Raw genomic sequence first — 14816 nt, forward strand, 5'->3', positions numbered from 1 at the left:
GATGAAATTTTCACACTTTTTTATACAGCGACCCATTTTTGCGGCCATGCTGTCTTTGGTTATATTAATTGCTGGTGGTATTTCGTTATTCCAACTGCCGGTAAGTGAATACCCAGAAGTCGTGCCTCCTACCGTGGTTGTAACAGCAAGCTACCCAGGAGCTAACCCAACGGTAATAGCGCAAACGGTAGCAACGCCGTTAGAGCAAGAAATTAATGGTACAGAAAACATGCTGTATATGTTTTCTCAAGCAACCAGTGATGGTCGTATGACGCTGACGGTTACATTTGCACTAGGGACTGATTTAGACCGCGCCCAAGTACAAGTACAAAACCGTGTAAACAGCGCCTTGCCACGTTTACCTGAAGAAGTGCAACGTTTAGGTGTGGTGGCTGAAAAATCGTCACCCGATTTAACCATGGTGGTGCACTTGTACTCACCAGAAAAATCGCACGATACCGCGTATTTGTCTAACTATGCCGACCTCTATATTAAAGACGAAATAGCACGCTTACCGGGTGTGGGTGACTTGCGTTTATTTGGCGCAGGTAAATACGCCATGCGTGTATGGTTAAACCCAGATGCGCTAGCAGCACGCGAGCTAACAGCAACCGATGTAATAACTGCACTTCGTTCACAAAACCAACAAGTAGCAGCAGGTAGCTTGGGTGCACAGCCGGTTTCTAACGACAGTCAATTTCAAGTTCTGTTAAATGTAAAAGGGCGTTTAAACAGTATTGAAGAGTTTGAACAAGTAATTATTAAAGTGGGTGATGAAGGCCAAATAACACGCCTAACAGATATTGCCCGCGTAGAGCTTGGCCAAGACAGCTATTCTTTGCGTGCTGAGCTTGACTCACAACCTGCACTTGCAATGCCTATATTTCAACGCCCAGGGTCTAATGCCATTGAGCTTTCGGACCAAGTACGCGAAACCATGGCGCGTTTATCAAAAGACTTTCCTGAAGGTGTAGAATACGACATAGTTTATGACCCGACTGTATTTGTTCGTGGCTCTATTGATGCTGTTATTGCCACGTTGCTTGAAGCTATTGTACTAGTAGTGATTGTTGTGATTGTGTTTTTACAAACATGGCGTGCTTCTATTATTCCACTTATTGCTGTGCCTATTTCACTCATTGGTACGTTTGCGGTAATGCAGTGGTTAGGCGTATCTATTAACACCTTGTCGCTGTTTGGTTTAGTACTTGCCATTGGTATTGTGGTGGATGACGCCATAGTTGTAGTTGAAAATGTTGAGCGTAACATTGAACAAGGGTTATCGCCGCTTGAGGCAACACGTGTTGCTATGAGCGAAGTAACAGGGCCAATTATTGCCATTGCACTCGTATTGTGTGCTGTGTTTATTCCTACGGCATTTATTACCGGACTTTCAGGGCAATTTTATAAGCAATTTGCCTTAACAATTACTATTTCAACGGTGATTTCAGCAATTAACTCGTTAACGCTGTCGCCAGCATTAGCGGCACTGTTGTTAAAGTCTCACGATACTAAGCCAGATGCATTCACACGTTTGTTAAATAAACTATTTGGCCGCTGGTTATTTAAACCCTTTAACCGTGTATTTGACCGAGGGGCCAAAGGCTACGAAAAATTAGTTAAAAAACTAATTCGTATGAGCTTTATTGTAATGATCGGTTATGTTGCCCTAGTAGGTGGAACCATTAAGCTGTTTGATGCAGTACCTGGTGGGTTTATTCCACAACAAGACAAACAGTACTTAGTTGCCATTGCACAACTACCTGATGCAGCAAGCCTTGACCGTACTGAGGATGTACTTAGACAAATGCAGCAAATTGCACTTGAAGTACCAGGTGTAGCTAATACGGTTGCGTTTCCGGGTTTATCAGTAAATGGCTTTACCAACAGCCCTAACAGCGGGATTGTGTTTACCCCATTAGATGCATTTGAAGATAGAACCGATCCGAGTAAATCGGCCATGGCTATAGCTGCGCAGTTAAATCAACGATTTGCAGCAATTGACGAAGCGTTTGTTGCAGTATTTCCACCGCCGCCAATTCAAGGCTTAGGTACTACAGGTGGCTTTAAACTTCAAATTGAAGACAGAGCAAACAAAGGTTTTGAAGCGTTATTTAACAGCCTACAAACAGTGATTGGTAAAGCGCAACAAGATCCAGCATTAATGGGGCTTTACTCAAGCTTTAGAATTCAAGTTCCACAAATGGATATTGATATTGATCGTGAACAAGCGCTAATTCAAGGCATCCCGCTTGACGAAGTATTTAATGCTTTACAAATATACTTGGGTTCTGTGTATGTAAACGATTTTAATATGTTTGGCCGAACGTACCAAGTAAATGCGCAAGCTGATGCTGATTATCGCCTAGACCCTGATCAAATTCTTAACCTCAAAGTAAGAAATCGTGAAGGTAACATGGTGCCATTAGGCTCAATCCTAACGGTTACGCCAACAATTGGTCCAGACCGTGTAATGCACTACAACGGTTACCCAAGCGCAGAGCTTAACGGCAGTCCTGCACCTGGTTTTAGTTCTGACCAAGCTCAACTGGCAATTGAGGCTATTTTGGCCGACAACCTACCCAGTGGTATTGAGTACGAATGGACTGAAGTAACGTACCAACAAGTATTAGCAGGCAACACTATGGTGTATGTGTTCCCATTAGTTGTGTTACTTGTGTTTATGGTATTGGCTGCACAATATGAAAGCTTACGCTTACCATTGGCAATTATTTTAATTGTTCCAATGACGATATTTTCAGCATTACTTGGTGTTTGGTTTGTGGGTTCAGACAACAATATATTTACGCAAATAGCGCTTATTGTGCTAGTGGCCTTGGCCTCTAAAAATGCGATATTAATGGTTGAATTTGCAAAAGATAAAAACGATACAGGCTTATCGCATATTGATGCAATATTAGCGGCATGTCGTATGCGTTTACGCCCAATACTTATGACATCAATCGCGTTTACAGCGGGTGTTATACCACTTGTACTAGCAACGGGTGCAGGGGCTGAAATGCGCCATGCAATGGGTAATGCCGTGTTCTCTGGGATGATTGGTGTAACCGTGTTTGGTTTATTGTTTACCCCGGTGTTTTACATGCTTGTTGTAAAGAAAAAAGGTAACACACAGGAGTTATCAAATGACTAATCAAATAGCAAAGCGGTTTAAAACACAGTTAACCGTAGCTTCTGTATTAATGGTCACGCTCATATCTGGTTGCGCAAGTAAGGTTGACGTGCTTGACGAGCAAAAAACAGTTAACGAATTTGTTGCCAGTGCTGCAGTTGCTGACCAACTAAGTGGTGCAGATGAAACTAACTGGTGGCACGCGCTTAAGTCTGAGCAGCTAAATCAATTAGTATCAGATGCACTCGCTAAAAACTACGACCTAAAAACAAGTCAGCTTGTACTAAAAAGTGCATTAGCTAGGCTGGGCGAGCAAAAAGCACAATATTTACCGCAAGGTGGTGTTGAGGTAGGCGCTCAAAGAAGCGGCTTAGGAGATACAAACTCACGCCAATCAAGTGCTAATTTTGCACTTAATTGGCAGCTTGATTTATTTGGCCGAGTTACTGCTTTAGTTGATGCCGCAAATGCATCGGCTATGAGCCAAGCAGAGCAAGTTCGTTTACTCCAAATTGAAGTTGTTTCAGCGGTTGTTAAAGGGTTTGTTAGCTATCAAGGCAATGCTGAAAAACAGCGCATTATTAGCTTGCAAATACAAGCGCTTGAGCAAAGTATTGATGTGTTACAAGCGCGTGTTGATGAAGGTGTTGCAAGTGAGCTTGATTTAAACCGCACCCTAGCGCAATTACGCCAGCAACAAGCGTTAATTCCTGCCATTGAGTTTGCCAAGTACAGTGATTTATCAACGCTTGCTGTTCTTACAGGGCGTTTAACTCAAAATATTGAATTAACAAATGAACTGAGTGTGTTACGCAATAAATTTGACGTAACACTTAGTAAGCCAAATGCCGCTATTGCACTGAGGCCAGATATTAGCCGTGCAATTTATGATTTTAGCCAAGCCAATAGTTTAAGTGTGGCAGCCAGTAAAGCTTTACTACCAGATGTAAGCCTAAGTGGCTTTGCAGGTGTGTTAAGTCTAGGTAGTAATGGCTTTAGCGATACACAGCAGCAATGGCAAATTGCGCCTAAGTTGCAATGGTCAATCTTAAGCTATCCTGCTCTTTTAGCACAACGAGACGCACAACAGTTTTTAAGTGAAGCCGCTTACAGCGATTATCAAAACGTGGTGCTTAAAGCACTTAGTAAAAGTGAGCTTTCGTTGCAGGGGTTAGTTAATCAGGCACAGCAAAAACGTTTTGCAGATGAACGTTATGACTTTGCTAATAAAGCCTTTTTACAAGCAGAAGCCATGTATGAAGAAGGCCAAATCCCTTATCTAGAGTTGTTAGATGCGCGGCAGGATGTTTTAATAGCACAAGAAAATGCAGTTGAAACAACCATTTTATCGTTACTTGCTAAGGTCAATGCGTACCAATCATTTAATGGGCAATGGAGCTATGCACTAAGTAACACAAATAAGTAGAGTTTAACGATGTCTGATACTGATATTTTAACGCAAAATACTATACCGCACACAATGCGTGCCATTGTATTGGAAAAACCGAATGATCAAATAAATTTAGCTGACATTGAGTTACCTGTTCCTGAGTGTTCAGATAACGAGCTACTGATAAAAGTAGAATATGTTGGTTTAAACCCCGTTGATGGGCATTTTGCAAAATCAGGTTTTTGTCAGTGGCAGTACCCTCATATTTTGGGGCTTGATGCGGTAGGTGTTGTAGTAAAAGCAAGTAAAGGGATTTTTCCTAATGTTGGCGAGCGAGTCATGTGGCACGCCAACGTAGGTGGGCAAGGGGTACTGAGTGAATACACAAAAGTGCCTAATTTTGCAGTGTCTATTGTACCGCAAGAGTTAAACCCAGCGGTTGCTGCTGTGCTGCCTTGCGCCGGAATGGCAGCACTAATTAGCTTAGATAAAATTAGTATCACCGAAGGTCAAACTGTTTTTATTGAAGGTGGGGCAGGTGCAGTGGGGCAGTTTGCTATTCAGTACGCTAAACAGCGTGGCGCTGATGTATTTGCAACAGCCTCTAAGAAAAACCATAAACTCGTTAAACAGCTTGGCGCGGATGTTGTGTTTGACTACAACGATAAAAAGTTGTGTGAAAAAATTCGTAGAGAGCTAGGGCCGCAAGGGTTCGATGCAGTAATCGATACCGTGGGTGGAGAGTCGACAGCGCGTAATATCGAACTCATGCGTTTTTGCGGAAAAATAGCGTGTTTAAATCCATTACCTTGTTTTGAACAAGATCTAATGTACCGGCGCGCGCCAAATATAAGTGTTGTGTCGCTTGGTGGTGCATGGCTCGCTAATAGTTTATGTGCGCAGCAACGCTTGAGCTTTATGGGTAATTTATTACTCGAAGGCGCCACTAATGGTGATATTAAAGCACCGACCTTAACGCCTGTTGAGTTTAACGCAAACGCGGTATCTAATGCCTTAAACACGCAGCTCGCGGGTGGTTTTACAGGCAAGCATGTCGTAAAAATAGGCTGTTAAAAAACTCTGATTAATACAAAACGCAGCCTGTTTAAGCTGCGTTTTTTTATGCCTTTTTTAGGTGTCATTCACTTATTATTTTTTATACATTTACACTAATAAGCAAAAGCATTTTAAAAAACTTGAGTGGCCATAAATCACGTATTTAACGTGTCAACTTACCCTGTTCAATACAATAAATCAGGCTTAAATTTAAAAATTAAAACAGTCTGTATTTAAAAAAACACCCTAATTCATTACCCGCTTTGCAGATTATTTGCTTTTTGGTGCCTTTGCACGGCGTTTTATCAATCAATCTTAAAAAATTTATCATTTTCAGCGTACAGGTGTAAGCCTTTGTGTTTCAACAGTTTACGTTCGAGTAAAGAAAATAAATTGAAAAAACTGTTAATTAATTGAATAGAGTAATTGATCTAAAGCGATTTTTATGACGTAATGTAGGTATTATTTATCTGGTCGGATGAGTTCAATCATGAGTTTACGTACAAAGTTAAAAAAAGTTTTACCAAGTATTTCTATCACTGAGCAAGAAGCGCTAGACGCGGGTGATGTTTGGCTTGAAGGTTCTATCTATCAAGGTAAGCCTGATTTCAGTGCATTACGCGATGTACCAGCAGCTACACTAACAGCTGACGAACAAGCATTCCTTGACGGCCCTGTACAAGAGCTACTAGGCATGATTGACGATTCAGTAATTCAAAATGGCATTCACTTACCGAATGACATTTTAGAGTTTTTGAAAAAAGAACGTTTCTTCTCGCTTATCATTCCTAAGTCATTTGGTGGTTTAGAGTTTAGCCCTTACGCAAACTCAACAATTGTTGGCACAATTGCGACTAAAAGTTCTGCAGTAGCAGTAACAGTAATGGTACCTAACTCATTAGGTCCGGGTGAGCTACTTCTTCACTTCGGTACGCAAGAGCAACAAGCGCATTACTTACCACGCTTAGCAAACGGCACAGACATCCCATGTTTTGCCCTAACAAGCCCTGAAGCGGGTTCTGATGCAGGCGGCATTCCAGACGTTGGTAAAGTAACCAAAGGCATGCACAACGGCGAAGAAGTTCTTGGCCTAGAAATTACATGGGACAAGCGTTATATCACACTTGCACCAATCGCAACTGTTCTTGGTTTAGCATTTAAAGTAGTTGACCCAGACGGTTTACTAGGTGGTAAAGAAAACCTAGGTATCACGTGTGCCTTAATTCCAAAAGAGCACCCAGGTGTAGAACTTGGTAATCGCCACGATCCAATGGGTATCCGTTTTTACAACGGTACTACACGTGGTAACAAAGTATTTGTACCAATGGATTTTGTTATTGGTGGTCAGAAAAACATCGGCCGTGGTTGGCAAATGCTGGTTAGCTGTTTAGGTGCTGGGCGTGGTATTTCACTACCCGCGCTAGGTGTAAGTACAGCGCAAGTTGCACTTAAATCTGCATCTGAATACGCAGCAGTACGAGAGCAGTTTGGTCTATCAATCGGTCAGTTTGAAGGTATACAAGAAAAGCTTGCTGACATTGCGGGTAAAACATACCTTCAAGAAGCAATGCGTGTACTTACAACTGAAGGTTTAGGCATGGGCTTAAAACCGTCGGTAGTAACGGCAATTGCTAAATACCACATGACTGAACTTGGCCGCGACGTATTAGACTCGGCGATGGATATTCAAGCCGGTAAAGCGATTCAAAACGGTCCACAAAATACACTAGCAAGTGGCTACGTCGCACAACCTATTGCAATTACTGTAGAAGGTGCAAACATCCTTACTCGTAACCTGATGATATTTGGTCAAGGTGTTATGCGTTGTCACCCATACTTACAATCTATGGTTGAATCAATCCACAGCGACGACAAAGGCGCTGATGCAGAATTTAACGGTATTTTACGTAAAACAATTGGTTACAGTACAGCAAACAGCTTACGTGCATTGCGTTTAGGTGTATTACCATTTACAGCTGGCGCAAGCTCAGCATTACCAGAAGTACGTGACTACGAAAAAGCAGTACACAAACTATCTGCAAAACTTGCAGTATACGCTGACTTCTCGTTGTTAGTACTTGGCGGTAAATTAAAGCAAGCAGAAATGCTATCAGCACGTTTAGGCGATGTAATGAGCTTCTTGTATGCAGCTATGGCATCAATTAAATACTACGAGCAAAAAGTGGCGAGCAGCGAGCGCGAGCAAGCAGCACCTTACTTCCATTATGCAACTCGTTTTGCACTACAAAGCGCAGAAGAAGCATTGCACAAGTTCTTAGATAACTTCCCTGCAAGTGGTACTCGTAAGTTTATTCGTTTCGTTACAATGAACTACTCAACTAAAATGCCAAAAATCAGCGATGATTTAATCCGCGAATTAGCTGAACAAGCACAGCTTGACACAGCTTTTAAAGCGCAAATAACGCATTTAGTTAAGCCTATTGAAGGCGACGGTCATCATATTAACGAGCAAGCTTATAAAGCTAAAATTGCATCACTAGCTGAACTTGCAAAAGTTAAAAAAGCATTACGTGCAAGAACCATCAAGCCAGGTGCTCGTTTTAGCATTACGCTTGAAAACGCACTTGCTGCAAACGTAATTACAGATGCTGAGTTTGCTCAGTTAATTGATTACAACAAGAAACGTGAAAAAGCGATTCGTGTTGATGAGTTCGATTTTGATATGAACATATTAGATGACAACGCACAACCAGTTAACCCACTTAAAAGTGTGGTTAACCAGTAAGCTACAAAGCTAATTCAATGATGCAAAGCGCCAGCAAAATCGGCGCTTTTATTCTTAAGTGACTAATTAGTGTGGAGCCCCGTTTGATTAAAACCAAACGGGGCTTTTTTATGTGTTTTTTAAAGTAGCAATAGATAGCGATATTGGTCTTAAAGCGAATATGTAACGCTAGAGGATTAAAAAAAGACGCTCATAATTTTGAAAAAGGGCTAACAACTCCATTAGCAGCTTGTGTTTTAGCTGACATGTTACGTTTTAATAGAATATGGTCTAAAAACGCTTCGACTTCTGAATTTCCCATTGAGCTTGGGTGGCGTTTGTCGTGAAAGTGAATAAAGTTTGGACCCGACTCAAATAAGCATTAATAGTTCTGAATGAATACTGTCGAGTGAGCATATAGTCCGCAATGTAATTTAAATACGCAGAGCAAGTTTTTATTTTCAATTCGTCAAATTAGCGCTGTATATATGCACAGCCATGGCTTCGTCGCTCGCATAGTCAAGAAAACGACCCATTCGCTCGTTTTATACTAAGAAGAAAACGCGCGCGGGTGAATTTTAATAACACTGGCAATTAGTTGGCAAGTTTGTTAATAATAAACCAATAAGAAAACGAGCTACGCTGTGGTAGAAATACGCGCGATTAGCTCGCTATAAACATGTTAGGGCTACAGGGAAATATGTCGTACATCAGATCAAGCGCTATTTTATGTTTTGGGAACTTTAAAGAGGCTGCCCTTTATTTTGATAGAGTACTCCCTATTAACTTAGGAAGAATGCGCGGAGATAGTGACGTCGGAGACGTCTTGGTAGGCTACCCTGAAGAAATTCCATCAGTTGCGTTTTCTCATTTAATTGATGGCGTTGAAGGTGATAAAAATTATAGCCATGCCACCAGAATTTTTGAAGTGGTCAATGAACATTGGACTGATTTTGCTAAAAAAGTTAGGCCTTATGCAGTTTTATCTGGTTCTTCCAAGCACTATGATCCCACATTCGAACACCAAAAGTTTTTACAAGCTTATTTTGCAGGCGCAACTTTGCCAAACGAAATGTCTATACGTTCCATAGTAACTAACTATGCGAAAGACGTTGGTTTTCAACATTATTCAGTAGCAATCCCTGTTTCAGATAAACAAGAACAATCAGACCCAGCTATTACTCTTTCAAATCTAAATCTAATTGATGCTGACCAAGCTGATTGGCAACAGGTGTTGGAAATTAGAAAGGATATTCAATCTAGTAAACAACTCACAAGATTGAAGTTATTTATACACGAAAATTTTGACGGAAAACCAATAACCTATATTGAAGATGATTTGTGTCGAAGATTAGATTGTTATGAACAAGCTTGTAAGAAATTTGGTTTTAAAACAGTAACATCCTCTTTATCAATGCTTCTAGATGCCAAATCTCTACAAGCAGCAGTAGGTACAGGTCTCGTTGCTGGTTTGTTTGGAGGACCTGTTGTTGGCTCAATAACTGCGGCATCAATTGAATTAGGTAAAGTAGCAATTAATATAGCTGAGAAGCACCATGATATGAAAAGTTGGCAAGACGGACATGAACTTGCGTACATATTTAAAACAAAAGAAACTTTAAAGTAATATGATGGGCAATGTATGGTAGCCCTAACAAGTTGCTCAAACGGACAAAAAACAGTTGGCTTTTGCTCGTTCCTCGCTAATTTTAGCCAACAATTTTTCGCCGCTTAGCAAGGCGTTAGGTATACAAGGGATATATGCGTAAATATTCTAGTTGGGTAAATTATTTCATTTTAAGTTTAGGTTTAATTGCTTTTATTGTGACTATGTATGAGAGCTTTTACCCTCATGGACAGGCATTCACATATTGCTTTACGCCACAATATTTTGGACCACATCCACAACAAAACTCTTTCACTATTGTTATGGGTTTGATATCTCTAACTTTATTGTCTTTTTCAGGTTGTAAATTATTTGTAAAATTACCTGCTATAAAAAAAGAAGAATCGGAGTTTAATGTCATGGCAGACAATAATGATTTAGGTCCGCTTTCGTGAAATGTATACCTAACAAGTGATTGAAAAGGATAAAACTAGCCTGTCATTTTTAGTTGCAAACGACGCAATAAAACTGCCACACTGTTTTACCTATTAATCAGGCGTTATAAGCCATGATGATCGAATTAGTTTTAGCCTCAACTTTAGTGTCATTTGTTAATACCGAAATGTATGAGGTAGATTCGTGCATAGGTGAAAAATTTGCGTTAATTGAAGCTGAAAACCCTCAGTGGCCGATACATTCCGAAAGGTTCATAGGTGTCGGTTACGTTGACTTTATGGTAATAGTGAATAGCGAAGGCAAGGTTGTAGAACACCAAATTAGTCGTTCTCAGCCAAGAAGAATTTTTGATAGGCAATCACTTCGTGCATTAAAGAAATGGAAATTTAATCTATCAAAGCATGCAGAACGATGCTTTGATGTAACTTTTAAATACGATTCGGAAAAATTTGAGTAAATGGCTTATAACAAGTTGCTCAAGTTCGTTCGTAAACTCACTGGGACAATTAACAGTTGGCTTGGCGCTTCGCGCAAGTTTAGCCAACTATTAATGGCCCCTTAGCAAAGCGTTATATGCAAAGGAAGTTATGCAACCAACTCACAGTCATCCATTATCCATTCCATTGTTGGCTTTAGCATTTTTACCAGCCCTTACGATAATTGCATGGCCTGTCGCATTATTCATGTCAGTGTTCATTTTTGATGCGCCTGATTCCGATAAACTCATTGCAAACTGGGTTATTGTTTTAGTTTTACTTACATATCCAGTTCCGAGTTATTTAGGCTTTAAAAAAGCAAAACATGGCCATGAAACAGCAGATTTAAAAGAGTGTTTCAAAGGCTGTTTGTTAGCTTATAGTTTTGTTTTATTATTTTATGTGGCATCGTTGTTCACGCCATTTTTTAATTAGTTAGGGAGCAGTTTGCATATAACAAGCTGTTCAAGGCGGGACTGCTAAAGTTTGGCTCGGTTCCGCTTCGCTACACATTTTAGCCAAACATTATCAGCCCCTTAACAGGGCGTTATAAGCCACAAGGATAGTATGAAGATTGTTTTAAAGTTTATTGGATTAATTTGGGCTGTTTCATTTTTTTCATTTTTCATCCTTTCTTTCTATTCTGGCACTGGTGGTGAAATACCTCTTATCGCTCAAGAGTATGTAATTAATTTTCAGGACTTATTAGAGTCTTTTTTAACCTCTCACTGGTTTTTTATCGTTTTTATAGCTGGTTGGTTTGGTGTCTCTTATACGTTAGGAAAAGAAAGTGGCTGGCAAAATTTAGCTAAAAAGTATGGAAATAATAAATACGATAATCCAGACGAAAATTTCCAAACTGGAAATGGGTATATCGGCAAAACAAGACATAATGGTATTTTGAAAGTTGCAGCAAACAGCAAAGGAGTTTATTTAAGAGTACTTTTTCCTTTTAAGTTTGGTCATAAAAACTTGTTTATTCCTTGGCAAGACATTGAAGCTATTACATCGGAAAGTGGTTTGTTTTCGGATAAAACACCTAGTTTTCTTAAACGAGTAGGTAAATTAATTTCTGGCACTGAGTACTTAAATATTAAATTGCACCAGTTTCCAGAGCAACGGCTAACGATTCAAAGCACTGAACAACTACTTGGTTTTATACCAAAAAACATTAAGAAATAAGTGTAGGGTAAGTGGCTAATAACAAGTCATTAAAGCAGGACAAAAAACAGTTTGCTGTTTTTCGTACCTCAAACATTTTAGCAAACAATTTTTTGCCTCTTAATGAGGCGTTAGGTTCCACGGGTATTTATGAGTATTGATTTTTCGATTTACACCATCAATGAGCTTCATGAGGCATGGGCATCAATTGATGATGAAGCATATCCAGATAGAGCAATAGAGTTGTATCAACGCCTAAAATCAGCTGGACAGCCACTTTATGATGATAAGGAAGGCGAGTTAGGAGTCCTTGGGAGTATTTTTCAAATTTTTAGTGGCGTTTCGTCGGGAGTTGCTAGTTTTGGTTCAGATATAGAATTGGAGAATACTCTGTGTCGCATGAAAGAAGAGCGAGTAAAGAAGTTAATTGAATTTAGAGGTTTAAGTGAAACCTAACAATCCATTCAACCGGACACATACTCGCTGGCTGGAGTCACTTCGTTCCCAGTTTAGCCAGAAAGTCTGTGCCGTTTAATAGGGGCGTTATATTCCCTTATAGATATGAGTAAACTCGAACAGAAGCTGCACGAATTTAATTGTAGAAAAAAACATGAGAAGTTTGTCTCATGTCTTAATCCTTTGATGCAGTCAATTTTTGAATCTGTGCCCAGAACAGATCGCAAAGATGCAATTAAAAATTTGGCGATGACCAGTTGGACAGACGGCAACTGTCAACCTAGTAGAGAAAATGTAATTGGTTGGGAACGAACAGAGTATTTAGACTTTAAATCTGCAGTAATTGCTATTAAGAACCTTACAATCTCAGAACAACTTGTTGGTTGGCTTAGTTTTGATTTACAAGGAATGCATTATCAAATTAGTGCGAGTGAATTAAAATTAAATTTGTTCAGTATTACGCAGTTGTTAACCTGCGATAATGGTGGTTACAAAGATTTATCTTGGGTAGGAGAATCCCAAGACTTTGGGATTATTTTTGAATACAATGAGAGTCAATCCCCACAATATGAGGTTTGTGTTTGGGGAATATAACAAGCTAATAAATAAGGACAAAAAACAGTTGGCTGTTTTCGTCCCTCAACATTTTAGCCAACAATTTTTTGCCCATTATTAGGGCGTTAGCAGTACAAGGAAGTTATGAGCAAGCAAATTTGGGAAATCACACTTCAGGATTTATCTGAACATACTGTTTGGCAGTTTCCTATGTGGAAGGACGATAGCTATGATGAAACAGTTATCATTCCTGCGAATGAAAGTGATGCACTAGATCCTAATGCAAACATTATTGTCAGAGCTAACTTTATTGACGCAAATGATTTTGAGTTTGTAGGTTTTATTTATTACGGGTTGGCTGAGGTTGAATATTCTCAACCATGTATGTTTGCAAAAGATGAAATTGTAAGTTTTTGGTTTGGTACCTCCAAGCCATCTAAAGCAGACTTAATTAAGCTTAATTTTCCGATTGTGGCTACTTCAATTCCAACTTATGGTTTAAAGTCTCAATCAGTAACCATTGAAGGCTACAGTTATATAAATGACGATTCTAGCATTTGCGTAATGCACTGCTAACAAGTCGTTTAAACGGACAAAAAACAGTTGGCTTTGTTCGTTCCTCACAAATTCTAGCCAACTATTTTTGCCGTTTATTTGCGGCGTTAGGCCTACAGGAGAGTTTCTTTGAAATTTCATTACTTAGTACTTCTTTTTATAATCTTTATTAGTGGATGTTCATCAGTCCCGAGTGTAAAACTTAAAAAAGAAAATTTCGAACAGTTACAAACTGTAAAACTTGAAGCAAGCCCAAATGACAACTCTATGCTAACCGCTATAAGTACCGTAGAAGTTCAATGGACAGGTGTCAGTTATTATTATTCTGGAACTGCTGGAGATGGTTTGGGCGTAAGAGAGCTGGCGTTAAGATTTATGGAAGAACACCGTATAAGTTTAAATGAGATCGTCCAGAATCAATTCATTGAAAAAGTAAAAGCAGATAATCTTAAGATTAATTTTGATAGCAACTCTCAAAATAAGTTAGTTATTACACTTAATGTTGTCGTTTTAGGTATGGTGCATGGGTTTTCTGATGAATTTAATTCACGCTTTAATATCGCAGCACAGCTATTCGATAGTTCAGGTCAAATAATGTGGTCTTATAATGCTATTCCAATTTCTCCAGTTGCTCCTGGGTATTCTATAAAACTAAAGGATCTGTTTTCATCTAAAGAATCAATGCTTAAATTTTTTAATGCGGCTGCAGGCCCTATTGTGCAGAAGCTATACGATGATTTTAAGAGGGATTTAGTGTAGGCCTAACAAGGGTTTTCAAGTCGAACAAATTACAGTTGGCTTTTTGTTCGTACCTCACTTATTTTAGCCAACTGCAATTTGCCGCTTAAAACGGCGTTAGGTATTCAGGAAAGGTTCGAGTTTGTTTAATCTATTAAAATTTATAAGTATCGTTTTACAATGCTTTTTACTCTTATCGTTGTTTAACTTCATTTCAGGCTTATATTCCGCATTCCTAGAATTATCTACAAACGATCCTAATTTAGTAGCAGGTCATATTTCGGCAAGTATTGTTATTTCTCTTATCCAAATAATTCCCGCTTTAATTGGTCTAATTATCAGTATTTGGTTATTAAACAAAAATCATAGCTCCAAGTTGTTTATTCTTTACTGCAAATACTTCGCGTATCTATGGCTTTTATTTATTCCTATTGGTACATTTTTGGGTGTTAAGCAACTAAAAAAGTTAAAGAATATCTAACAAGTGCATTAATTCGCTCACAGGTTCG

General features: G+C 39.3%; 14 protein-coding genes. 13 read left to right on the top strand and 1 reads right to left on the bottom strand.

The annotated features are described in order from the left end of the window. Position 1: 1 nt before the first annotated feature. The 4 genes from AC27JL_RS05335 (at position 2) to AC27JL_RS05350 (ending at position 8325) form a co-directional block, all read left to right on the top strand. Positions 2 to 3154 (top strand): efflux RND transporter permease subunit, encoded by a 3153-nt coding sequence (locus AC27JL_RS05335; protein ID WP_008127493.1) that lies wholly within the window; start codon positions 2 to 4, stop codon positions 3152 to 3154. Continuing rightward, on the top strand, positions 3147 to 4559 hold the full coding sequence (locus tag AC27JL_RS05340) for a TolC family protein (protein WP_487195021.1): 1413 nt from the start codon (positions 3147 to 3149) through the stop codon (positions 4557 to 4559). Before AC27JL_RS05335 ends, AC27JL_RS05340 begins: the two co-directional genes overlap by 8 nt. 9 nt (positions 4560 to 4568) lie before the next feature. Then, the gene (locus AC27JL_RS05345) at positions 4569 to 5597 is read left to right on the top strand and encodes a zinc-binding dehydrogenase (protein WP_010556710.1); all 1029 of its coding nucleotides are present in this window, start codon (positions 4569 to 4571) and stop codon (positions 5595 to 5597) included. Between the two features lie 472 nt (positions 5598 to 6069). Further along, positions 6070 to 8325: an acyl-CoA dehydrogenase gene (locus AC27JL_RS05350; protein WP_487195022.1), complete on the top strand. Its 2256-nt coding sequence runs from the start codon at positions 6070 to 6072 to the stop codon at positions 8323 to 8325. A gap of 190 nt (positions 8326 to 8515) precedes the next feature. Here the strand turns inward: AC27JL_RS05350 and AC27JL_RS05355 are convergent, their stop codons facing one another. After that, complete coding sequence (locus AC27JL_RS05355; RefSeq protein WP_235591591.1) at positions 8516 to 8626, bottom strand: hypothetical protein; 111 nt, start codon at positions 8624 to 8626, stop codon at positions 8516 to 8518. 378 nt (positions 8627 to 9004) lie between these two features. On the opposite strand from AC27JL_RS05355, the gene AC27JL_RS05360 reads away from it, so the two are divergent. From AC27JL_RS05360 to AC27JL_RS05400, 9 genes are all read left to right on the top strand, one after another. After that, entirely contained in the window at positions 9005 to 9931 is a 927-nt protein-coding gene (locus AC27JL_RS05360) for a hypothetical protein (RefSeq protein ID WP_487195023.1), read from the top strand. Between the two features lie 134 nt (positions 9932 to 10065). Then, positions 10066 to 10365, top strand: a complete 300-nt coding sequence (locus tag AC27JL_RS05365; protein ID WP_487195024.1) for a hypothetical protein — start codon at positions 10066 to 10068, stop codon at positions 10363 to 10365. 113 nt (positions 10366 to 10478) lie between these two features. Continuing rightward, complete coding sequence (locus tag AC27JL_RS05370) at positions 10479 to 10823, top strand: TonB family protein (RefSeq protein WP_487195025.1); 345 nt, start codon at positions 10479 to 10481, stop codon at positions 10821 to 10823. 130 nt (positions 10824 to 10953) lie between these two features. After that, a complete protein-coding gene (locus AC27JL_RS05375; RefSeq protein ID WP_487195026.1) occupies positions 10954 to 11277 on the top strand; it encodes a hypothetical protein in 324 nt (107 codons plus the stop codon). Positions 11278 to 11409: 132 nt separating this feature from the next. Next, positions 11410 to 12024 carry a hypothetical protein gene (locus AC27JL_RS05380; RefSeq protein WP_487195027.1) on the top strand — a complete coding sequence of 205 codons (615 nt, stop codon included), beginning with the start codon at positions 11410 to 11412 and terminating at the stop codon, positions 12022 to 12024. Between the two features lie 129 nt (positions 12025 to 12153). Then, positions 12154 to 12459: a hypothetical protein gene (locus AC27JL_RS05385; protein ID WP_039037464.1), complete on the top strand. Its 306-nt coding sequence runs from the start codon at positions 12154 to 12156 to the stop codon at positions 12457 to 12459. A 105-nt stretch (positions 12460 to 12564) separates the two neighbouring features. Further along, positions 12565 to 13053, top strand: a complete 489-nt coding sequence (locus AC27JL_RS05390) for a hypothetical protein (protein ID WP_487195028.1) — start codon at positions 12565 to 12567, stop codon at positions 13051 to 13053. Positions 13054 to 13158: 105 nt separating this feature from the next. Further along, positions 13159 to 13590: a hypothetical protein gene (locus AC27JL_RS05395; protein ID WP_487195029.1), complete on the top strand. Its 432-nt coding sequence runs from the start codon at positions 13159 to 13161 to the stop codon at positions 13588 to 13590. Between the two features lie 108 nt (positions 13591 to 13698). Beyond that, a complete protein-coding gene (locus AC27JL_RS05400; protein ID WP_277055070.1) occupies positions 13699 to 14328 on the top strand; it encodes a hypothetical protein in 630 nt (209 codons plus the stop codon). The last annotated feature ends 488 nt before the right edge of the window (positions 14329 to 14816 follow it).

The sequence above is a fragment of the Pseudoalteromonas sp. 4NS20-0020 genome (assembly GCF_057554385.1).

What these genes read in the sequence shown, in the direction of transcription:
- AC27JL_RS05335 (WP_008127493.1), top strand. Translation starts at nt 2, where the DNA reads ATGAAATTTTCACACTTTTTTATACAGCGACCCATTTTTGCGGCCATG.
- AC27JL_RS05340 (WP_487195021.1), top strand. Translation starts at nt 3,147, where the DNA reads ATGACTAATCAAATAGCAAAGCGGTTTAAAACACAGTTAACCGTAGCT.
- AC27JL_RS05345 (WP_010556710.1), top strand. Translation starts at nt 4,569, where the DNA reads ATGTCTGATACTGATATTTTAACGCAAAATACTATACCGCACACAATG.
- AC27JL_RS05350 (WP_487195022.1), top strand. Translation starts at nt 6,070, where the DNA reads ATGAGTTTACGTACAAAGTTAAAAAAAGTTTTACCAAGTATTTCTATC.
- AC27JL_RS05355 (WP_235591591.1), bottom strand. Translation starts at nt 8,626, where the DNA reads ATGGGAAATTCAGAAGTCGAAGCGTTTTTAGACCATATTCTATTAAAA.
- AC27JL_RS05360 (WP_487195023.1), top strand. Translation starts at nt 9,005, where the DNA reads ATGTCGTACATCAGATCAAGCGCTATTTTATGTTTTGGGAACTTTAAA.
- AC27JL_RS05365 (WP_487195024.1), top strand. Translation starts at nt 10,066, where the DNA reads ATGCGTAAATATTCTAGTTGGGTAAATTATTTCATTTTAAGTTTAGGT.
- AC27JL_RS05370 (WP_487195025.1), top strand. Translation starts at nt 10,479, where the DNA reads ATGATGATCGAATTAGTTTTAGCCTCAACTTTAGTGTCATTTGTTAAT.
- AC27JL_RS05375 (WP_487195026.1), top strand. Translation starts at nt 10,954, where the DNA reads ATGCAACCAACTCACAGTCATCCATTATCCATTCCATTGTTGGCTTTA.
- AC27JL_RS05380 (WP_487195027.1), top strand. Translation starts at nt 11,410, where the DNA reads ATGAAGATTGTTTTAAAGTTTATTGGATTAATTTGGGCTGTTTCATTT.
- AC27JL_RS05385 (WP_039037464.1), top strand. Translation starts at nt 12,154, where the DNA reads ATGAGTATTGATTTTTCGATTTACACCATCAATGAGCTTCATGAGGCA.
- AC27JL_RS05390 (WP_487195028.1), top strand. Translation starts at nt 12,565, where the DNA reads ATGAGTAAACTCGAACAGAAGCTGCACGAATTTAATTGTAGAAAAAAA.
- AC27JL_RS05395 (WP_487195029.1), top strand. Translation starts at nt 13,159, where the DNA reads ATGAGCAAGCAAATTTGGGAAATCACACTTCAGGATTTATCTGAACAT.